Here is a 17,225-nt window from a genome sequence, read left to right on the forward strand (position 1 = left end):
TCGTTATGGGCTCAGCAGCCTACGAGCCGCCAGCATCCCAGATTGCCTGAATCTGACCGGCCAGGCGCATCGGGTCGAACGGTTTGACGATCACCTCACGCGCTCCGAGCTGGCGCAGGTGCTCGATCTCGCTGGGTTGAACCTTGGCGGTCATGAAGACCACTGGAACCTTGGACAGGTCGATTCGTTCGCTGAGCTTGGTTAGCGTCTCAGGTCCGCCCATTCCGGGCATCATCACGTCAAGGAGGACGAACTGCGGGGCGAAGGCTTCCACCTCTTCGAGCGCCTGGCTGCCGGACGAGCAGGTCTGCACCTGATAGCCACCGATCGCCTCCAGCGATACTTTGACAACGGCCTGGATGGAAGGGTCGTCCTCGACATGCAGAATGCGTTTCAGCTCGCTCATGCGATCCTCCAACGTAGTGGGCTTGGCGCGCTCGAGTCGACAGTGTGCCAGTTTGTTCGATGACTGACGCGGCACAGTGAAAAATAGACCGCTACTAGGCGTCCTGCACTGGCAGTTCGAACCAGAAGCAAGCGCCATGTCCCGGCTCCGAATCAAAGCCGATCTGCCCATTCATATGCTCGATCAGTTCCTTGCTGATCGCCAGACCCAGGCCGGTACCGCCTTTTTGCCGCGTATCGGACGAGTCGGCCTGGGAAAACTTCTGGAATATCTGCTGCCGGAAGCTTTGCGGAATGCCAGGCCCAACATCCTGAACACTGACGCGGACCTGATCACCGTTCAGATGGCTGCTCAAGGTGACGACCGCCCCCGCTGGCGAGAACTTCGCCGCGTTCGAGAGCAGGTTGGCCAGGACCTGCTGCAACCGATGCTCGTCTACGCTCACGGTGGCCGTAGCCTTCGCACCCAGCTCGATACGGACCCCGAGCTGTTCGGCATAGGCCTGGTTGGAGCGCAACGCGTCCTCCAGCAGCGGCTCCAGCGGCTGAGCACGCAATGTGAAACTCATCTGTCCGGCGATGAGCTTCTCCATGTCGAGCAGATCGCCAATGAGCAATGCCAAGCGCTGGCTGTTCTGCTGCGCAATTCCGAGCATCTGCCCCATGGCTTGCGGCACCTCGCCAACGGCGCCGCCCATGACCAACCCCAACGCGCCCGAAATGGAGGTCAGCGGGGTTCGCAGCTCATGACTGACGACGGACACGAACTCGCTTTTCATTCGTTCGACGCGCTTGCGTTCAGTGATGTCGCGCACCAGTCCGATGAATTTTCGTTCGCCACGGTGGCTGATTTCCGAGACACGCAGTTCGATGGTGAAGAGTTCGCCATTGCGGCGGATCGCCTGTAGCTCGCGGGTCTGCCCCAGACTGCTGCCTTCTCCGGTTCGTTGATAGCGGTGAAGATAGCCATCATGTGCGGCGCGGTGAGGCTCGGGCATCAGCATTGACAGGTTTTGCCCGAGCACTTCCGCTTCGGAGTAGCCGAATGTCCGCTCGGCTGCATGATTGAAGGTCTCGATAAGGCCGCGTTGGTTGATGATGATGATGGCATCCACGACATTGGCGATCAGCAACCTTACGTAGCGCTCGCGCTCGTTGGCTTCGCGTTCAGCCAGTGCGCGGGCGGTGACGTCCCAGATGAAGCCGTCATACCACTGCAGCCGGCCGTCGGCATCGCGTAGGGCACGGCTGTTCTCCTGAACCCAGAGCGTCTCTCCGCGGGCATTGATCAACCGGTAGGTGAGTTCGGATTGGTCAGCGCTGCTGTTTTGCTGCCGCAATCGGTCGTCCGGGTGGATCAGGCTGGCGTATTGCCGGGTCCCCGGCGCAACGAAATCACTAGCAGGGAAGCCGGTCAGGCGTTCGATGCCGTCGCTCAGGTAACGGATCGTCCGGTCGTTATCCGCACCTCGTCGATAGACCACACCCGGCAGGTTGCTGACCATGCTGCGGAAGCGGCTTTCGCTTTCGCTCAGCGCAATGGCCGTGTTCATCAGCGGCGTGATGTCGGCGATGAATCCATGCCAGAGGACGGTGCCATCGCGCAGCCGTTCGGCTGTCGCCCGAACCTCGGCCCAGATCAGCCCCTTTTCAGAATTATTGATACGGTAACGGGTGGCGCCGCTGCCCAGCGTTGCTGTCGAGCGTTCAATCGCGGCTCTCAGGTTGGGGCGGTCCGGGTCATATATAGCGGCAAAGGCAACGCGCGCGTCGGCGACCAGCTGGTCCGGGCTGATCCCATAGAGCTCCCGCGCCCCTTCGCTGGCGTAAAGGAAATTGTAGCTACCGTCATGCGCGCGCCTGAGCTGGAACACCATGCCGGGGAGCAGGCTGGCAATCTTCTGGCCACGTTCGAGCAGACGTCTGCGGTTGCGGTCTTGTTGCGCCGAGCGAATGTTGTGAATTCGCTGAACGATGCCGCGGCGGTGAAGCACAAAAGCCAGCATCAGAAGCAGTGCTTCGGTGATGATCCATGCCAGGCCCCATTTCAGTACCAGCAGGCGTTCGGCCTGTTGATGCTCACTGAGCGCCAACGTGATATCTCGCCAGACGAGGGCTACGGCCACGGGTAGCCGTCCGGGGTTTTGTTCCGCCCTGACGTCCTCCAGTGGGATCTGGTTGAGCAAAAAGCTGCGTCCGTTGGCTTCCAACATGCGCAGCGCCTGTCCGGCTTCAGGTGAAGGCAATGACTGTTGCTGAGCCCATTGCAGGATCTGCGGAGCCGAATAGGTTTCCAGCAACCAATTCTGGAGTCCTGTGAGCTGGATGCCGACCGGGCGCGACCAAAGCATCTCCTCCAGTTCGGCGCGATTGACCAGCAGGCCCAGGCCAGCATTCAGCTGGTCGCCCAGTTCGGTGAGGGCCGGAAGAATTCCAAATCCCACCTCCAAGGCACCGATTACCTCGCTTTCCAGGCTGCTGCTGGCGCGTATTGGTACGATTGCTCGGTTGCCTGCGCTGTGTGGACCGATGTCCAGGCCCGATACCGCCTGACCTTGGGAGAGCGCTTTGTACAGCAGCGGCCTGCGGTCGGCCATGGCATCACCATAGGCGTTTATATCCTGCATGCGCAGTAGCGCAATTCCAGCAGCACCCCAATAAAGCTGCAGCTGCAGGGCCCCGTGCGACCGCATGACGTTCCAGGTAGGTGTCAGCGAGTGGATCAGCTGCTGGCGTACGTTAGCCAGCCGCGGACCGTGCCACTGAGCACCGGCTCGGACGGCCCGGTCCGCCTGGCGCATGAGACGAAGGGTATCCGGATTGGCGCTAAGCGTACGGGCTATCAATCGTGCCTGTTCCGCCAGTCCCTGCTGGGCGCTGCGCAGCGCCAAGGCCTGAAGCTCGCCCTGCTGTGCCATCTGCAACGTCCAGAGCGTATCGCGAGCCTTGAAGTCATTGATGGCAAGACCGCCGAACAGCAAGGCCAAGAGCAGGCTGCCGAGGCCGACTATCCATCGAGGGCTGGTGGGGCTGGAGAGGGTGGTCATGGCTCTGTTCCGGGCAGCGAACGGCGCCGCCTCACGCGGTCCAGAAGGTATGCGCAAGACAGGACGAAGAAAAGTTGATGGCCTTATGCTATAGCGAAAGCGAGGGGCCTGCTTGTTGTCTATCGGCCGCGCCGGCCATTTCTGTCAGACTATGAAACGAAAAAAAAGCTGCGAACGACAGGCGGCGGCTTGTGCAGGCAGGCAGGGTGGATAATGACGCTCGGTTCGCGTTTGCGGATCGGCGACTCTACAGCGCGAGGCAGCGACACTTATGTGGTACACCGGTTTACTCGGCTTTTCCGCTTGGCAGGTGGTTGGAGCCACGCTGCTTCTGACTCATGTGACCATCGTTGCGGTCACCGTATACCTTCACCGCTATTCCGCTCATCGCTCGCTGGAGCTGAATGCGGGACTCAAGCATTTCTTCCGGTTCTGGCTGTGGTTGACCACAGCCATGAACACACGCGAATGGACAGCCATCCATCGCAAGCACCACGCCAAGTGCGATACCCCTGATGACCCCCACAGCCCGGTGCAGAAAGGACTGGGCACTGTGCTTCGCCGCGGCGCCGAGCTGTACATGGAAGAGGCCAAGAACGAAGAAACCCTGCGCATCTACGGCAAGAACTGCCCGGATGACTGGATCGAGCGCAACCTGTATTCCCGTTTTCCCAACCTTGGCATCGTGCTGATGCTCGGCCTCGATCTGGCATTGTTCGGCGTGATTGGCCTGACCGTCTGGGCGGTGCAAATGATCTGGATACCGCTATGGGCCGCCGGTGTGGTCAATGGTCTGGGGCATGCGGTGGGCTACCGTAATTTCGAATGCCGCGATGCCGCCACCAATCTCGTGCCCTGGGGCATCCTCATCGGTGGTGAAGAGCTGCACAACAACCACCACACCTATCCGAATTCGGCGAAGCTGTCGGTGCGTAAGTGGGAATTTGATATGGGGTGGGCCTGGATCAAGTTATTCAGCCTGCTCGGCCTGGCCAAGGTGAACCGCACGGCGCCCATCGCCCATCGCGTCACGCCCAAGCATCAGCTGGACATGGACAGTGCGATGGCAATTCTCAACAACCGTTTTCAGATCATGGCGCAGTACCGCAAGCTGGTGATCAAGCCGTTGGTGCAGCTGGAACTGCAGCGCGCCGACGCTTCGGTCCGTCACCACCTGCGCCGCGCCAAGCGGTTGCTGTCGCGTGAGCCGAGCCTGTTGCAACAAGACCAGCAGGCGCACGTCGAGGTGATTCTGGAACAAAGCCAGTCGCTGCGCGTGATTTATGAGCAGCGGCTGGCGTTGCAGCAGATATGGACCCGCACCAGCGCCAACGGTCACGAAATGCTTGTGGCGATCAAGCAGTGGGTACAGGACGCCGAGGCAAGCGGAATCCAGTCCTTGCGCGAGTTCGCCGAGCACCTCAGAACCTACTCGCTGAGACCGGCCGTCGCCCACGCCTGACCACCGATCGGCGTGCCTGCCCGGCAGGGCGCCAGTCGGAACTTTGCCTGTTCGCCACTCTCTGAAATGCAATCGTGTGTTGTTGCGACAGTTACTTAGCGGGTCTCCGCCGGTGCCTGACGCCATGTTTGGAAGCAGGTATGAATCAGGTGAAGCAGCGAAGTGAAACGGGTGTCGGGATCCTGCCGCCGACCGAGGCGCAAACCCTTCTGGCATTGATGCACGCCCGTGCCGAAGTCGAACGTTTGAGCGAGCGCGAACATCTGTTCAGCACGCTGATGGGCGCGGTCAATGCCGTGCTCTGGGCGTTCGACTGGCAGGCTCAGCAGGTGATCTATGTCAGTCCTGCCTATGAGCAGATCTTTGGCCGCTCGGCCGCCTTGTTGCTGTCCGATTTCGGCGAATGGCGCAACAGTATCTACCCGGACGATCTCGAGTATGCCCAGCAGAGCATGCTCGATGTGCTTGAAAAGGGGGCGGTCGAGGAACGCGAGTACCGCATTATTCGCACCGATGGACAGCTGCGCTGGCTCAGCGATAAATGCTTCATCGCGCGCAGTGCGAACAGCACGCATGGTCCGATCATCGTCGGGATCGCCGAAGACATCACCGAAAAGAAGCAGCTCGAAGGTGAATTGCAGCGCCTGGCCACGATTGACGTCCTGACCCAGAGCAGCAACCGGCGGTACTTCTTCGAATGCGCCCAGCGTGAGTTCGACCTTGCCCGGCAGTACGCCACTCCAATGGCGTTTCAGCTATTGGACATCGACGATTTCAAGCGGATCAACGATACCCATGGGCATCAGATGGGCGACCAGGTACTGCAACGAGTGGCCCAGTGCGGTTCATCGGTGCTGCGCCGAGGTGATCTGTTTGGGCGGATCGGCGGGGAGGAGTTCGCCTTGCTGCTGCCCGGCTGCCAGCCAGACCTTGCCGAGCAGATTGCCGAGCGTTTGCAGCGGGAGATACAGCGACTCGTCTTTACCAGCCCTGACGGGCAGCGCTTCGGCGTCACCATCAGCCTGGGCGTGACCTACCTTCGAGCCAGTGACCCGGACCTCAGCTCGATGTTTGCCCGTGCCGACGCCGCCATGTATACCGCCAAGCGTCTGGGCAAGAATCAGGTGATCGTCGGCTGAGGCCCGTCGAGGCAAAAAAACCGCTGCGCAGCCAGGCTCGCAGCGGTTTTTTTTTGTATCGCCCGGGCTTAACCTTTGTGGGTCAACGTCGCGATCGGTTGTTGTTGGGTGATGCAATGGATGTTGCCGCCGCCCAACAGGATCTCGCGGCCGGGCACCATGACCACCTGATGCTGCGGGAACAGCCTGGCCAGGATCGCTTCGGCTTCGGCGTCCAGCGGGTCGTCAAAGGAGGGCGCGATAATCCCGCCGTTGACGATCAGGAAGTTTACATAGCTGCCAGCCAGGCGAATCGAGGGATCGCGCGGCTGGCTGCCAACCAGCGGGACCACGCCAGCGCATTCTTCTTCGCTGGCATGCAACGGTCCCGGGATGGGCATTTTGTGTACGATCAACTGACGGTCCCAGGCGTCGGTTGCCGTCTCGAGTACCTGCATCGCGGCCTGGCAGCGTTCGTAATTGGGATCGTCGCGGTCGTCAGTCCAGGCGAGCAGCACTTCGCCAGGGCGCACGAAACAGCAGAAATTGTCGACGTGCCCGTCGGTTTCATCGTTGAACAGGCCGTGCGGCAGCCAAATCACCTTGTCGATGGCCAGGTAGTCGGCCAGTACCCGCTCGATCTCTTCGCGGGTCAGGTGTGGATTACGATTGCGGTTGAGCAGGCATTCCTCGGTTGTGATCAGCGTGCCTTCGCCGTCGACGTGAATCGAGCCCCCTTCGAGCACGAAACCTTCGGTGCGGTAACGGTCACAGCGCTCGATTTCGAGAATCTTCTGTGCCACCTCATCGTCGCGCTGCCATTCCTTGTACAGCCCTCCATCGAGGCCGCCCCAGGCGTTGAAGGTCCAGTCGACGCCGCGTAGCCCGCCTTTGCCATCGATCAGGAAGGTCGGGCCGGTGTCGCGCACCCAGGCGTCATCGGTGCTCATCTCCACCACGCGGATACGCGGGTCGTCCAGCTGTGCACGGGCGGCGAGGAAATGTTCGGCGGTCGCGCAGACAGTCACGGGCTCGAACTGGGCAATGGCTTTGGCGACGGACGTGAATGCCGCCTGGGCCGGCGTGGCCTGGTCGCGCCAGTTGTCCGGACGCTGCGGCCAGACCATCCAGGTCTGGCTGTGGGGGGCCCATTCGGCAGGCATGTGGAAATCGTCGGCACGAGGTGTCGTGGTCAGAGTGGTCATCAGGTTTACCTGGAGGACGGCAGTGATTCTTGGCCGGATGCGAGCGGCCGTTCATAGAGGCGTATATCTGACCACGGTGAACGGCATTCAGCCGCAACGAAGCGTGCGGCTGAAGCCTCTACCGATCAAAGGCCAGGCTCAGGATTCCAGCGAACCGTCCAGCGTTTTGATCGGGCTATACAGGTTCGGACGGCGATCACGGAACACACCCCAGGCGCTGCGGATGTGCTCAAGCTTGTCCAGGTCGAACTGGTGAACCAGCACGCCCTCGCTGGTTTCGTCCAACTCCTCGACCTTGGCCCCAAACTGATCGGCAATGAACGAGGAGCCGTAAAAGGTGATGTCATAGCCGTCCTGCTCTTCGCGGCCTATCCGGTTGCTGGCAATCAGCGGCATCAGGTTGGCGCCTGCATGGCCTTGCTGTACACGCTGCCAATGATCGCGAGAGGTGATGCTCGAATCATGCGGCTCGCTGCCGATGGCAGTCGGGTAGAACAGCAGCTCGGCACCCATCAGCGCCATGCTGCGCGCTGTTTCGGGGAACCACTGGTCCCAGCAGATGGCCACGCCGATCTTGGCGTAACGGGTGTTCCAAACCTTGAAACCAGTGTCGCCGGGGTTGAAGTAATACTTCTCGTGGTAGCCGGGGCCGTCCGGAATATGGCTCTTGCGGTACACACCCAACACCTTGCCGTCGGCGTCGATGATGGCAATTGAGTTGAAGCGCGCACGCCCGGACAGCTCGAAGAAGCTCACCGGCAGGACCACTTGCAGCTCGGCCGCGACCTTTTGGAAGTGTTGAACGGCTGGGTTGTCTTCGACCGAAGTGGCCAGCTGCAAATACTCTGGGTTCGGTTTCTGGCAGAAATACGGAGTCTCGAACAGCTCTTGAATCAGGATGACCTGAGCGCCCTTGGCTGCAGCCTCGCGGACCAGCTTCTCGGCGTTGGCGATATTCGCGTCGCGATCCCAGGAACAGGCCATCTGGGTGGCGGCAACGGTGACGATACGGGACATGGAATACCTCGCGGATGCTGGCTTATAGAGGGTCGCTGGCGGACGCTGCGAAATTTAGGCGATATTTATCTGGATTGAAAGCGGTTCCTATCCTATTTGCAGCCGTTCATCTGGCCAAAGGCCGATATTTATCTGTCTGGAGAGCTGCGCTTTGGCAGATAGGGCGGCAGATACAGCGCCAGATAGGCATCAAACACGCGCATGCCTTCCTCAGCCATGCGCGGTGTGATACTGCCGCACAGATGCACGGACCGTGCATAAACCCGGTCTCCCAGCTCCAGCGCCAGGGCGAACACATCGACATCCCTGGGCAGCGCCGGCAGTTCGAAATGTCTTTCAAAGAGGACCTGCATCAACCCACCGAGTTCGATGTCATGCTGGTGGTCGGCCTGCATGACCTCGCTCAGGCCATGCTGCGCGAGAATCAGCTGCCGGGCTGCAGCGTCGCGCTGGTAGATCGCCAACATGCGCTGCTCGATCAGTCGGGACAGGTCACGCCAGCTACCCAGGCGTTGATGGTCGACCGGCTCGGCCAGGCTTGCGCGAAACGCCGCATGCACATCGGCTGTGAGCGCATTCAGCAGCGCCGGCACGCTGGGAAAAAAGTGATAGACCGACGAGGGCGGCATCGCGGCGTGCTCTGCCACGTTGTAGATGGACAGCCCCGCCACACCCTGTTCGGCCAGCTGCTCACGGGCTGCGGCGAGAATCAGCGCGATACGCGCCTGGCTGCTGGGGCGTGGTCGGCGCCCTGATGCGGGCTTGGAGTCGTCAGGCTTGATCATGAATGGCATTGGAAGCCATGACGCCGCCGGACGCAATCCTCAGTTCCGGTTCTTCTGTATTGGTCGGACCGTTCCGCCTGTTCGGACCTCGCGCATCAGCCGAGCCCCATTGACCGACGTGCCGCCGTACGTCGAGTGAGCGAATCGGCTCCAATGCAGGTCACAGTTTTAGAACAGGGCTGCGTTGGGGCCCGTCATCCAAAAGCTGCAGGAGACGTTTTGCATTGACGACCGAGTCGCATCTGTCCGTTGCCGTGGATTGTGCTCAGGAGCCCATCCACATTCCGGGAACCATCCAGCCACACGGCCTGCTGCTGGGTTGTACCTTGCCGGATTGGTCCATTGCTCACGTTTCGGCAAACGTCGATACGTTCTTAGCCGGCATCGAGCCGCAATCGCTGTTGGGCCGCCCGCTTGATCATGTCCTACCGATCGAAACCGTTCATTCGGTCCGCAACCAGCTACAGACTGCCATGCTTTCGGGCACCGCTGAACGGTTGGACTGCCTCGCGCTCGACGTAGGGCCGAAACGCTACGACCTGACGGTCCACATGATTGCCGGATTGGCGGTGATCGAGGCAGCACCCAGTGTGATGGGATCGGGGCACAACGGCGTCACGCTGCTACGAGGCCTGGCTGGCCGCCTGCGCCGGGCATCGACCGTGACACGGCTGTTAACCCTGGCGGCACAGCAGATGCGTGCGGTCACCGGTTATGACCGCGTGATGATCTACCGCTTTTTGCCGGATGAGTCGGGCGAGGTGGTCGCTGAGGCGGTGCGGCCCGGTACCGACTCGTATTTGGGGCTGCGCTATCCGGCAACTGATATCCCGGCCCAGGCTCGTGCGCTCTATAGACGCCAGCCGTTGCGGCTGATACCGGACGTCGACTATGTCCCGGTACCGGTGTTGCCCGGGCGTGCGCCGGACGGGCTGCCGCTCGATCTGAGTCTGGCCGCCCTGCGCAGCGTTTCCCCTGTGCACATCCAATACCTGCGCAACATGGATGTACGCGGTACCTTGACCGTCAGCCTGATGCGGGGCGATGAGCTCTGGGGACTGATTGCCTGCCATCACAAGGAGCCGCACTACCTGAGCGGTGCCCTGTGTTCGGCTGCCGAGATGTTCGGGCAGATGCTTTCGCTGCAGATCGATGTGCGTGAGCAGCAGCAGGAACAGCAGCGCATATCCGATGCCCAGCATGCACACGACCAGCTCATGGCCGCCATGTCGCCGCGTGACACGGTGTTTGAGGACTTGAGCCGTTACGCGGATATGCTCAACAGCATGATCGCCTGCGATGGATTGGCGGTCTGGTCCAATGGCCAGCTCAGCGGGCAAGGCGTGCTCCCACCTGAGGAAGCGATCTCAGAGCTGATCACCTATCTTGAACGCAAGCCGGTTGATCAGATCTATGCCACTGCGTCGCTCAGCGAGCACTTCGCCCCAGCGGCGGGTTTCACCGAGCTCGCCAGTGGCGTGCTGGCGATACCCATCTCACGGATAGCGAAGGACTACCTGCTGTTCTTCCGCCGGGAGCTGATCCAGACCGTTACCTGGGGGGGCAATCCCGAGAAGGCCACGCAGCGAGATCCGGCAACAGGCCAACTTCATCCCCGGGGCAGTTTTGCAGCCTGGCGCGAGACGGTACGCGGCCAGGCCCTGCCCTGGACCGCCACCGAAATCAGGGTCGCCGAGACCCTCCGCGTGGCGCTGCTGGAGATCGTGCTGCGGCGCTCCGAGTTGATCGCCTCCGAGCGGCAGATCGCACAGGACAGCCAGTCTTTGCTGATCGCCGAGCTCAACCATCGCGTCAAGAATGTGCTGAGCCTTGTGCTCGCCACGACCCGTCAAAGCGCGCAGCAGGCGGTTTCTGTGGACTCGTTTACAACTGAAGTGGAGCGACGAATCCAGGCGCTTGCGGCTGCGCACGACCAGATCAATGCCCCAACCAGCGGCTCGACCCACCTGCGTTCGCTGCTCGAGTCCGAGGCTCGGGTGTGGAATGCTCGTGACGATATGGACGGGCGCATTCAGCTCAGCGGTGGCCCGGTGCTGCTTGACGTCCGTAGCTATCAGACCCTTGCGCTGGTCTTTCACGAACTGATGACCAACGCGGCCAAGTATGGCGCCTTGAGTGTGCCGAAGGGCCTATTGACGGTGAGTTGGCGGCTGATCGAGGGTGCCGGGTTGATCATCGAATGGAACGAGAGCGGCGGCCCAGCAGTGAGACCGCCCGCCCGCCGTGGCTTCGGCAGTATCGTCACCGAACGTACGATTCCATTCGAGCTGCAGGGCGAGGCGCGTGTGGAATACCGCCATGAGGGCCTTTTCGCCTGGTTCCGAGTCCCGCAGGAACACGTATCGCACGGCCCCGAGCCGCTCCAGCGGCCCGATGCCGTCACCGGAAGCACTAGCGGCACTATCGGCGGCCTGAAGCTGCTGCTGGTGGAGGACAGCATGATGATCGCTCTGGATGCCCAGGCCATGCTCGAGGAGGCCGGCGTGCAGGTCGAGATTGCCGGCTCGCTGGGCGACGCGCGTCGCGCGCTGAGGCTCGATCCCTTCGATCTGGTCGTGCTGGATGTCAATCTGGCCGGCGAAACAAGCCTGGGGATTGCGGCTGAGCTCGAAGCCGACGGGCATCCCTTCCTGTTCGCCACGGGCTACGGCGCCCGAACGGCGATACCCGAGCGCTTCGACCAGGTGCCGGTGGTAACCAAGCCGTACAATCTCAGTGCGCTGGGTTACGCCATTGGGCAACTACCCGGCATCGATGTGCGGCGCTCGTCCCATCCCTGAGGCATGACGCAGTTTCTCGGTCCGGCTCGGTAGGACCCGCCATGCCCGCTCGCGCTGGTAGCCTCCACGCCTGGCGCAGGGAGCCGCGTGTCAGACGGTGTGCAGATACCAGTTGTATTCCAGATCCGAGATCGAGTGTTCGAACTCAGCCAGCTCGCTCTCCTTACATGCAACGAAGATGTCGATGTAGGTGGAGTCGATGTAGCGCGCCATGATTTCACTATCGTCCAGCTCGCGCAGCGCATCGCGAAGGTTGGTGGGCAGGCTCTGCTCGACCTGTTCGTACGAATTGCCCTCAATGGGCTCGTCCGGTGCGATCTTGTTGGTCAGTCCGTGATGAATACCAGCCAGCACGCCCGCCAGCAGCAGATACGGGTTGGCGTCGGCACCGGCTACGCGGTGCTCGATGCGCACGGAGTCGGGACTGTCGGTCGGCACCCGCAGCGCGACGGTGCGGTTATCCAAGCCCCAGCAGGGGGCATTGGGCACGTAGAACTGCGCGCCGAAGCGACGATAGGAGTTCACGTTGGGGCAGAGAAAGGCCATCGACGCCGCCATGGTCTGCTGAATACCGCCGATGGCGTGCCGCAGGGTTTCGCTTTCTAGCGGGTTGTCGGTGGCGAAAATGTTGTTGCCGTTCTTGTCCAGCAACGAAATGTGCACGTGCAAGCCATTGCCCGCCTGGCCCGGGTAAGGCTTGGCCATGAATGTGCTGTCCATTTCATGGTCGTAGGCAATGTTTTTGATCAATCGTTTGAGCAGGACGGCATAGTCACATGCCTTGATCGGATCGGCGACATGGTGAAGGTTGACTTCGAACTGCGCCGGGGCACTTTCCTTGACGATGGCGTCGGCGGGAATGCCTTGTTCCTTGGCCCCTTCGAGAATGTCCTGCAGGCAATCGACATACTCGTCCAGGTCGTCGATCAGGTAGACCTGCGTCGAGTGTGGGCGCTTGCCTGAAATCGGTGAGCGCGGCGGCTGCGGGCGACCATTCACGTTTTCCTGATCGATGAGGTAGAACTCCAGTTCGAACGCAGCGCAGATGGTCAGGCCCAGTTCATCGAACTTGCTGACAACCTGGCGCAGCACTTCACGCGGGTCTGCGAAGAAGGGCGAGCCGTCGCGTTCGTGCATGGTCATCAACAGCTGAGCGGTGGGGCGTTTTTGCCAGGGTTCGTTGCTCAGGGTGTTGGGAATCGGAAAGCAGGTCCGGTCGGAGTCGCCGATGTCCATGCCCAGGCCAGTGCTCTCTACGGTGATGCCATTGATGTCGAGGGCGAACAGCGAGGCTGGCAGATTGATGCCTTTTTCATACACCTTGTGCAGGCTGGCTCGTTCGATGCGCTTGCCACGAACGACACCGTTCATGTCTGCAATCAACAGGTCGACGTACTGGACCTCCGGGTGTTCCTTGAGAAATGCGTTCGCTTCGTTGAGCTGAACGGCACGCGGCGGCGGAAGCATGATGAAGCACCTTAATTGTTAAAAATTTCAATCATCAAATAGCTTGTCTTGGAGTCAATCGAAAAGCCTTGTCACTGTCAATAGCGCCCCGTGATGCCCCATCAAGGCCCGCAATGGGCGGTTTTGGGGCGATTACGATAAGTATCGCTCTTTTTCAACGGCGCTTTCCGAAGCGGAAGTGCTCGGCTATTGTCTATAAAAATGAACAAGACTACTCTCCGATGAGCCCCATCCGGAAAGACGAGTATCCCATGCCTCGCGTGCCATTGATCGGCGTTTCGGCCTGTACCAGGCAGATTGGCCACCACAGTTTCCATATTGCGGGCGACAAGTACCTGCGGGCGGCGGCCGTAGCCGGCCTGCCGTTGGTCATCCCGGCGCTCGGCGACCTGATCGATCCGGCCGCCCTGCTAGATAGCGTAGACGGCCTGCTCTTTACCGGCTCGCCATCGAATGTCGAACCTCATCACTACAGGGGCCCGGCCAGCGTCGAAGGTACACTTCACGACCCATCGCGGGATCGTCTGACGCTGCCGCTCATTCGCTCGGCTGTTGAGGCAGGCGTACCGGTATTCGGTGTTTGTCGAGGGTTTCAGGAAATGAATGTGGCCTTCGGCGGCAGCCTGCACCAAAAAGTCCACGAGGTCGGGCCTTATGCTGATCACCGTGAGCGCGCCGAGGATCCCGTCGAGGTTCAATACGGTCTGAGTCATCCATTGCACGTCCAGCCCGGTGGATTGCTGGAGCGTCTCGGGTTGCCTGCGCACATAGAGGTCAACTCGGTGCATGGTCAGGGCGTCGAGCGGCTTGGAGAGGGCCTGCGCATAGAGGGGCTTGCACCCGATGGTCTGATCGAAGCGTTTTCCGTCGAAGGTGCGCGAAGCTTCGCACTCGGCGTGCAGTGGCACCCGGAATGGAAGGTGCATGAACATCCTTATTACCTGGCGTTGTTCGAGGGCTTTGCCCGCGCTTGCCAGGAACGCGCGGGACGGCGCTGAGCGCGGGCCGGCACGGCGCTCGTTTCATTAATCTCTGAGGTTGATATGTCCAGCAAGCTCGACCAGCTCACCGGCTGGCTGAAAGAACGCAAGATTACCGAGGTCGAATGCCTGATCAGCGACCTGACCGGCATCGCCCGCGGCAAGATTTCACCCACTAACAAGTTTCTCGACGAGAAGGGCATGCGGCTGCCGGAAAGCGTCTTGCTGCAGACCGTGACCGGCGACTATGTCGAAGACGACATCTATTACGAACTGCTCGACCCGGCGGACATCGACATGTTCTGCCGCCCCGATCCGGACGCCGTGTTCCTGGTGCCATGGGCCATCGAGCCCACCGCGCAGGTGATCCACGACACCTACGACAAGATGGGCAACCCCATCGAGATCTCCCCCCGCAACATCCTCAAGCGCGTGTTGAAGATGTACGCCGACAAGGGCTGGCAGCCCATCGTCGCGCCGGAAATGGAGTTCTACCTGACCAAGCGCTGCGAAGACCCGGACCTGCCGTTCCAGCCACCGATCGGGCGCTCAGGCCGGCAGGAGACGGGCCGGCAGTCGTTCTCCATCGATGCGGCGAACGAGTTCGACCCGCTGTTCGAAGACATGTACGACTGGTGCGAAGCCCAGGGGCTGGATCTGGACACGCTGATTCATGAAGAAGGCACCGCCCAGATGGAAATCAACTTCCGTCATGGCGAGGCGCTGCATCTGGCCGATCAGATTCTGGTGTTCAAGCGCACCATGCGTGAGGCGGCGCTCAAGCACAACGTCGCCGCCACCTTTATGGCCAAGCCCATGACGGGCGAGCCGGGCAGTGCGATGCACCTGCACCAGAGCGTGGTGGACCTCGAAACCGGGCGCAACATCTTTTCCAACAGCGACGGCACCATGAGCCAGCTGTTCCTTAACCACGTCGGGGGCCTGCAGAAATACATCCCCGAGCTGTTGCCGCTGTTCGCACCGAACGTCAATTCGTTCCGCCGCTTCCTGCCGGATACCTCGGCGCCGGTCAACGTTGAATGGGGCGAGGAGAACCGCACCGTCGGCCTGCGAGTACCGGATTCCGATCCCCAGAACCGTCGTGTCGAAAACCGCCTGCCCGGCGCGGACGCCAATCCCTATCTGGCCATCGCCGCCAGCCTGCTGTGCGGCTACATCGGGATGGTCGAGGAGCTGCCGCCGAGTCAGCCGGTCAAAGGCCGCGGCTATGAGCGCCGTAACCTGAGGCTGCCATTGACGCTGGAAGCCGCGCTGGAGCGAATGGAGAACTGCCGGCCGCTGGAGAAGTATCTGAGCCCGAAGTTCATCACCGGCTACATCGCGGTCAAGCGTGCCGAGCAGGAGAACTATCACCGGGTCATCAGTTCATGGGAGCGGGAGTTCCTGATGCTGTCGGTGTAAGCAAAGCCGGGGTGGAGGGCGCTTTCGGTCATCCACCCAGTCAAGCAGCGATTACAACCAAGAGGTGATTGATGAGCGATTCGCAAACCCTGCAATGGCAAGCCCTGAGCCGCGACCACCACCTACCGCCTTTCACCGACTTCAAGGCGCTCAACGCCAAAGGCACGCGCATCATCACCCGTGGTGAGGGCGTGTACCTCTGGGACAGTGAAGGTCACAAGATTCTCGATGCCATGGCGGGGCTCTGGTGCGTCAATCTCGGCTACGGTCGCGAAGAGCTGGTCGAAGCAGCCACCCGGCAGATGCGTGAGCTGCCTTACTACAATCTCTTTTTCCAGACGGCCCACCCGCCGGCTCTGGCACTGGCCAAGGCCATCGCCGAGATCGCGCCGGAAGGCATGAATCACGTGTTCTTCACCGGCTCCGGCTCGGAAGCCAACGACACGGTGCTGCGCATGGTGCGCCACTACTGGGCAACCAAGGGGCAACCTGGGAAAAAAGTGGTCATCGGCCGCTGGAATGGCTACCACGGCTCGACCATCGCCGGCGCAAGCCTCGGCGGTATGAAAGCCATGCATGAACAGAGCGATGGGCCAATTCCCGGGATCGAGCACATCGACCAGCCCTACTGGTTTGGTGAAGGCGGTGACCTGGACCCGGAAGCGTTCGGCGCTCGGGTGGCCGAACAACTGGAGCAGAAAATCCTGGAGGTCGGGGAAGACCGGGTCGCCGCGTTCATTGCCGAGCCGATTCAGGGCGCCGGCGGTGTGATCATTCCCCCGGACAGCTACTGGCCGAAGATTCGCGAAATTCTCGCCCGCTACGACATTCTCTTTATCGCCGATGAGGTGATCTGCGGATTCGGCCGCACCGGTGAATGGTTCGGCAGCAATCACTACGGCAATGCGCCCGACCTGATGCCCATCGCGAAAGGGCTTACCTCAGGCTATTTGCCCATGGGCGGCGTGGTCGTGCGCGACGAAATAGTGCATACGCTCAACGAGGGCGGCGAGTTCTATCATGGCTTTACCTATTCCGGGCATCCAGTGGCGGCGGCCGTAGCGCTGGAGAACATTCGCATCCTGCGTGAGGAGAAGATCGTCGAGCGGGTGAAGACGAAGACGGCACCCTATTTGCAGTCTCGCTGGCGTGAGTTGGTCGAGCACCCGCTGGTTGGTGAGGCCCGTGGCGTCGGCATGCTCGGCGCGCTGGAACTTGTGAAGAACAAGAAAACCCGCGAGCGCTTCGCTGATCCTGGCGTGGGGATGCTCTGTCGTGAGCACTGCTTCCGTAACGGCCTGGTGATGCGCGCGGTGGGAGACACCATGATTATATCGCCGCCTTTGGTGATCAACGAAGAGCAGATCGACGAGCTGATCGTGAAAGTTCGCCACTGTCTGAATGCCACCCTCAAGGATGCGCGGGGCTGACCGGCGTTAGCAGAATGCTGCCGACGTCGGAAGCGATATGAAAAGTATGCAAGCGAAGCGCGTATGGGCTGTTGAAAAACAGCCGT

The 17,225-nt window shown here is 61.0% G+C and carries 12 protein-coding genes; 6 read left to right on the top strand and 6 right to left on the bottom strand.

The features are described from left to right. Window positions 1-19: 19 nt before the first annotated feature. Window positions 20-406 carry a response regulator gene (locus tag JQR87_RS00465; RefSeq protein WP_407293731.1) on the bottom strand — a complete coding sequence of 129 codons (387 nt, stop codon included), beginning with the start codon at window positions 404-406 and terminating at the stop codon, window positions 20-22. A gap of 94 nt (window positions 407-500) precedes the next feature. After that, on the bottom strand, window positions 501-3,452 hold the full coding sequence (locus JQR87_RS00470; RefSeq protein ID WP_407293728.1) for a PAS domain S-box protein: 2,952 nt from the start codon (window positions 3,450-3,452) through the stop codon (window positions 501-503). Window positions 3,453-3,723: 271 nt separating this feature from the next. Here JQR87_RS00470 and desA point away from each other — a divergent pair, with 271 nt between their 5' ends. Together desA and JQR87_RS00480 are read left to right on the top strand one after the other, a co-directional pair. Continuing rightward, window positions 3,724-4,914, top strand: coding sequence for a delta-9 fatty acid desaturase DesA (desA, locus tag JQR87_RS00475; protein WP_407293726.1), 1,191 nt, complete (start codon window positions 3,724-3,726; stop codon window positions 4,912-4,914). Between the two features lie 140 nt (window positions 4,915-5,054). Then, window positions 5,055-6,053, top strand: coding sequence for a GGDEF domain-containing protein (locus JQR87_RS00480; protein WP_407293724.1), 999 nt, complete (start codon window positions 5,055-5,057; stop codon window positions 6,051-6,053). 68 nt (window positions 6,054-6,121) lie between these two features. On the opposite strand, the gene aguA is transcribed toward JQR87_RS00480, so the two are convergent. The 3 genes from aguA to JQR87_RS00495 form a co-directional block, all read right to left on the bottom strand. Then, entirely contained in the window at window positions 6,122-7,237 is a 1,116-nt protein-coding gene (aguA, locus tag JQR87_RS00485; RefSeq protein ID WP_407293721.1) for an agmatine deiminase, read from the bottom strand. Window positions 7,238-7,375: 138 nt separating this feature from the next. Beyond that, window positions 7,376-8,254 (bottom strand): N-carbamoylputrescine amidase, encoded by an 879-nt coding sequence (aguB, locus tag JQR87_RS00490; RefSeq protein WP_407293719.1) that lies wholly within the window; start codon window positions 8,252-8,254, stop codon window positions 7,376-7,378. 128 nt (window positions 8,255-8,382) lie between these two features. Continuing rightward, window positions 8,383-9,039, bottom strand: a complete 657-nt coding sequence (locus tag JQR87_RS00495) for a TetR/AcrR family transcriptional regulator (protein ID WP_407293716.1) — start codon at window positions 9,037-9,039, stop codon at window positions 8,383-8,385. Window positions 9,040-9,263: 224 nt separating this feature from the next. Here JQR87_RS00495 and JQR87_RS00500 point away from each other — a divergent pair, with 224 nt between their 5' ends. Continuing rightward, on the top strand, window positions 9,264-11,840 hold the full coding sequence (locus tag JQR87_RS00500; RefSeq protein ID WP_407293713.1) for an HWE histidine kinase domain-containing protein: 2,577 nt from the start codon (window positions 9,264-9,266) through the stop codon (window positions 11,838-11,840). A 90-nt stretch (window positions 11,841-11,930) separates the two neighbouring features. On the opposite strand, the gene JQR87_RS00505 is transcribed toward JQR87_RS00500, so the two are convergent. Beyond that, window positions 11,931-13,307, bottom strand: coding sequence for a glutamine synthetase family protein (locus JQR87_RS00505; protein ID WP_407293711.1), 1,377 nt, complete (start codon window positions 13,305-13,307; stop codon window positions 11,931-11,933). Between the two features lie 251 nt (window positions 13,308-13,558). Between JQR87_RS00505 and JQR87_RS00510 the strand changes: the two genes are divergently transcribed. From JQR87_RS00510 to JQR87_RS00520, 3 genes are all read left to right on the top strand, one after another. Beyond that, window positions 13,559-14,305 carry a gamma-glutamyl-gamma-aminobutyrate hydrolase family protein gene (locus JQR87_RS00510; RefSeq protein WP_407293709.1) on the top strand — a complete coding sequence of 249 codons (747 nt, stop codon included), beginning with the start codon at window positions 13,559-13,561 and terminating at the stop codon, window positions 14,303-14,305. Window positions 14,306-14,350: 45 nt separating this feature from the next. Beyond that, on the top strand, window positions 14,351-15,709 hold the full coding sequence (locus JQR87_RS00515) for a glutamine synthetase family protein (RefSeq protein WP_407293707.1): 1,359 nt from the start codon (window positions 14,351-14,353) through the stop codon (window positions 15,707-15,709). Between the two features lie 71 nt (window positions 15,710-15,780). Next, a complete protein-coding gene (locus JQR87_RS00520) occupies window positions 15,781-17,139 on the top strand; it encodes an aspartate aminotransferase family protein (RefSeq protein WP_407293705.1) in 1,359 nt (452 codons plus the stop codon). Window positions 17,140-17,225: the final 86 nt, after the last annotated feature.

This window comes from Stutzerimonas stutzeri, assembly GCF_051028275.1.
GTDB classification, from domain to species: Bacteria; Pseudomonadota; Gammaproteobacteria; order Pseudomonadales; family Pseudomonadaceae; genus Stutzerimonas; species Stutzerimonas stutzeri_AS.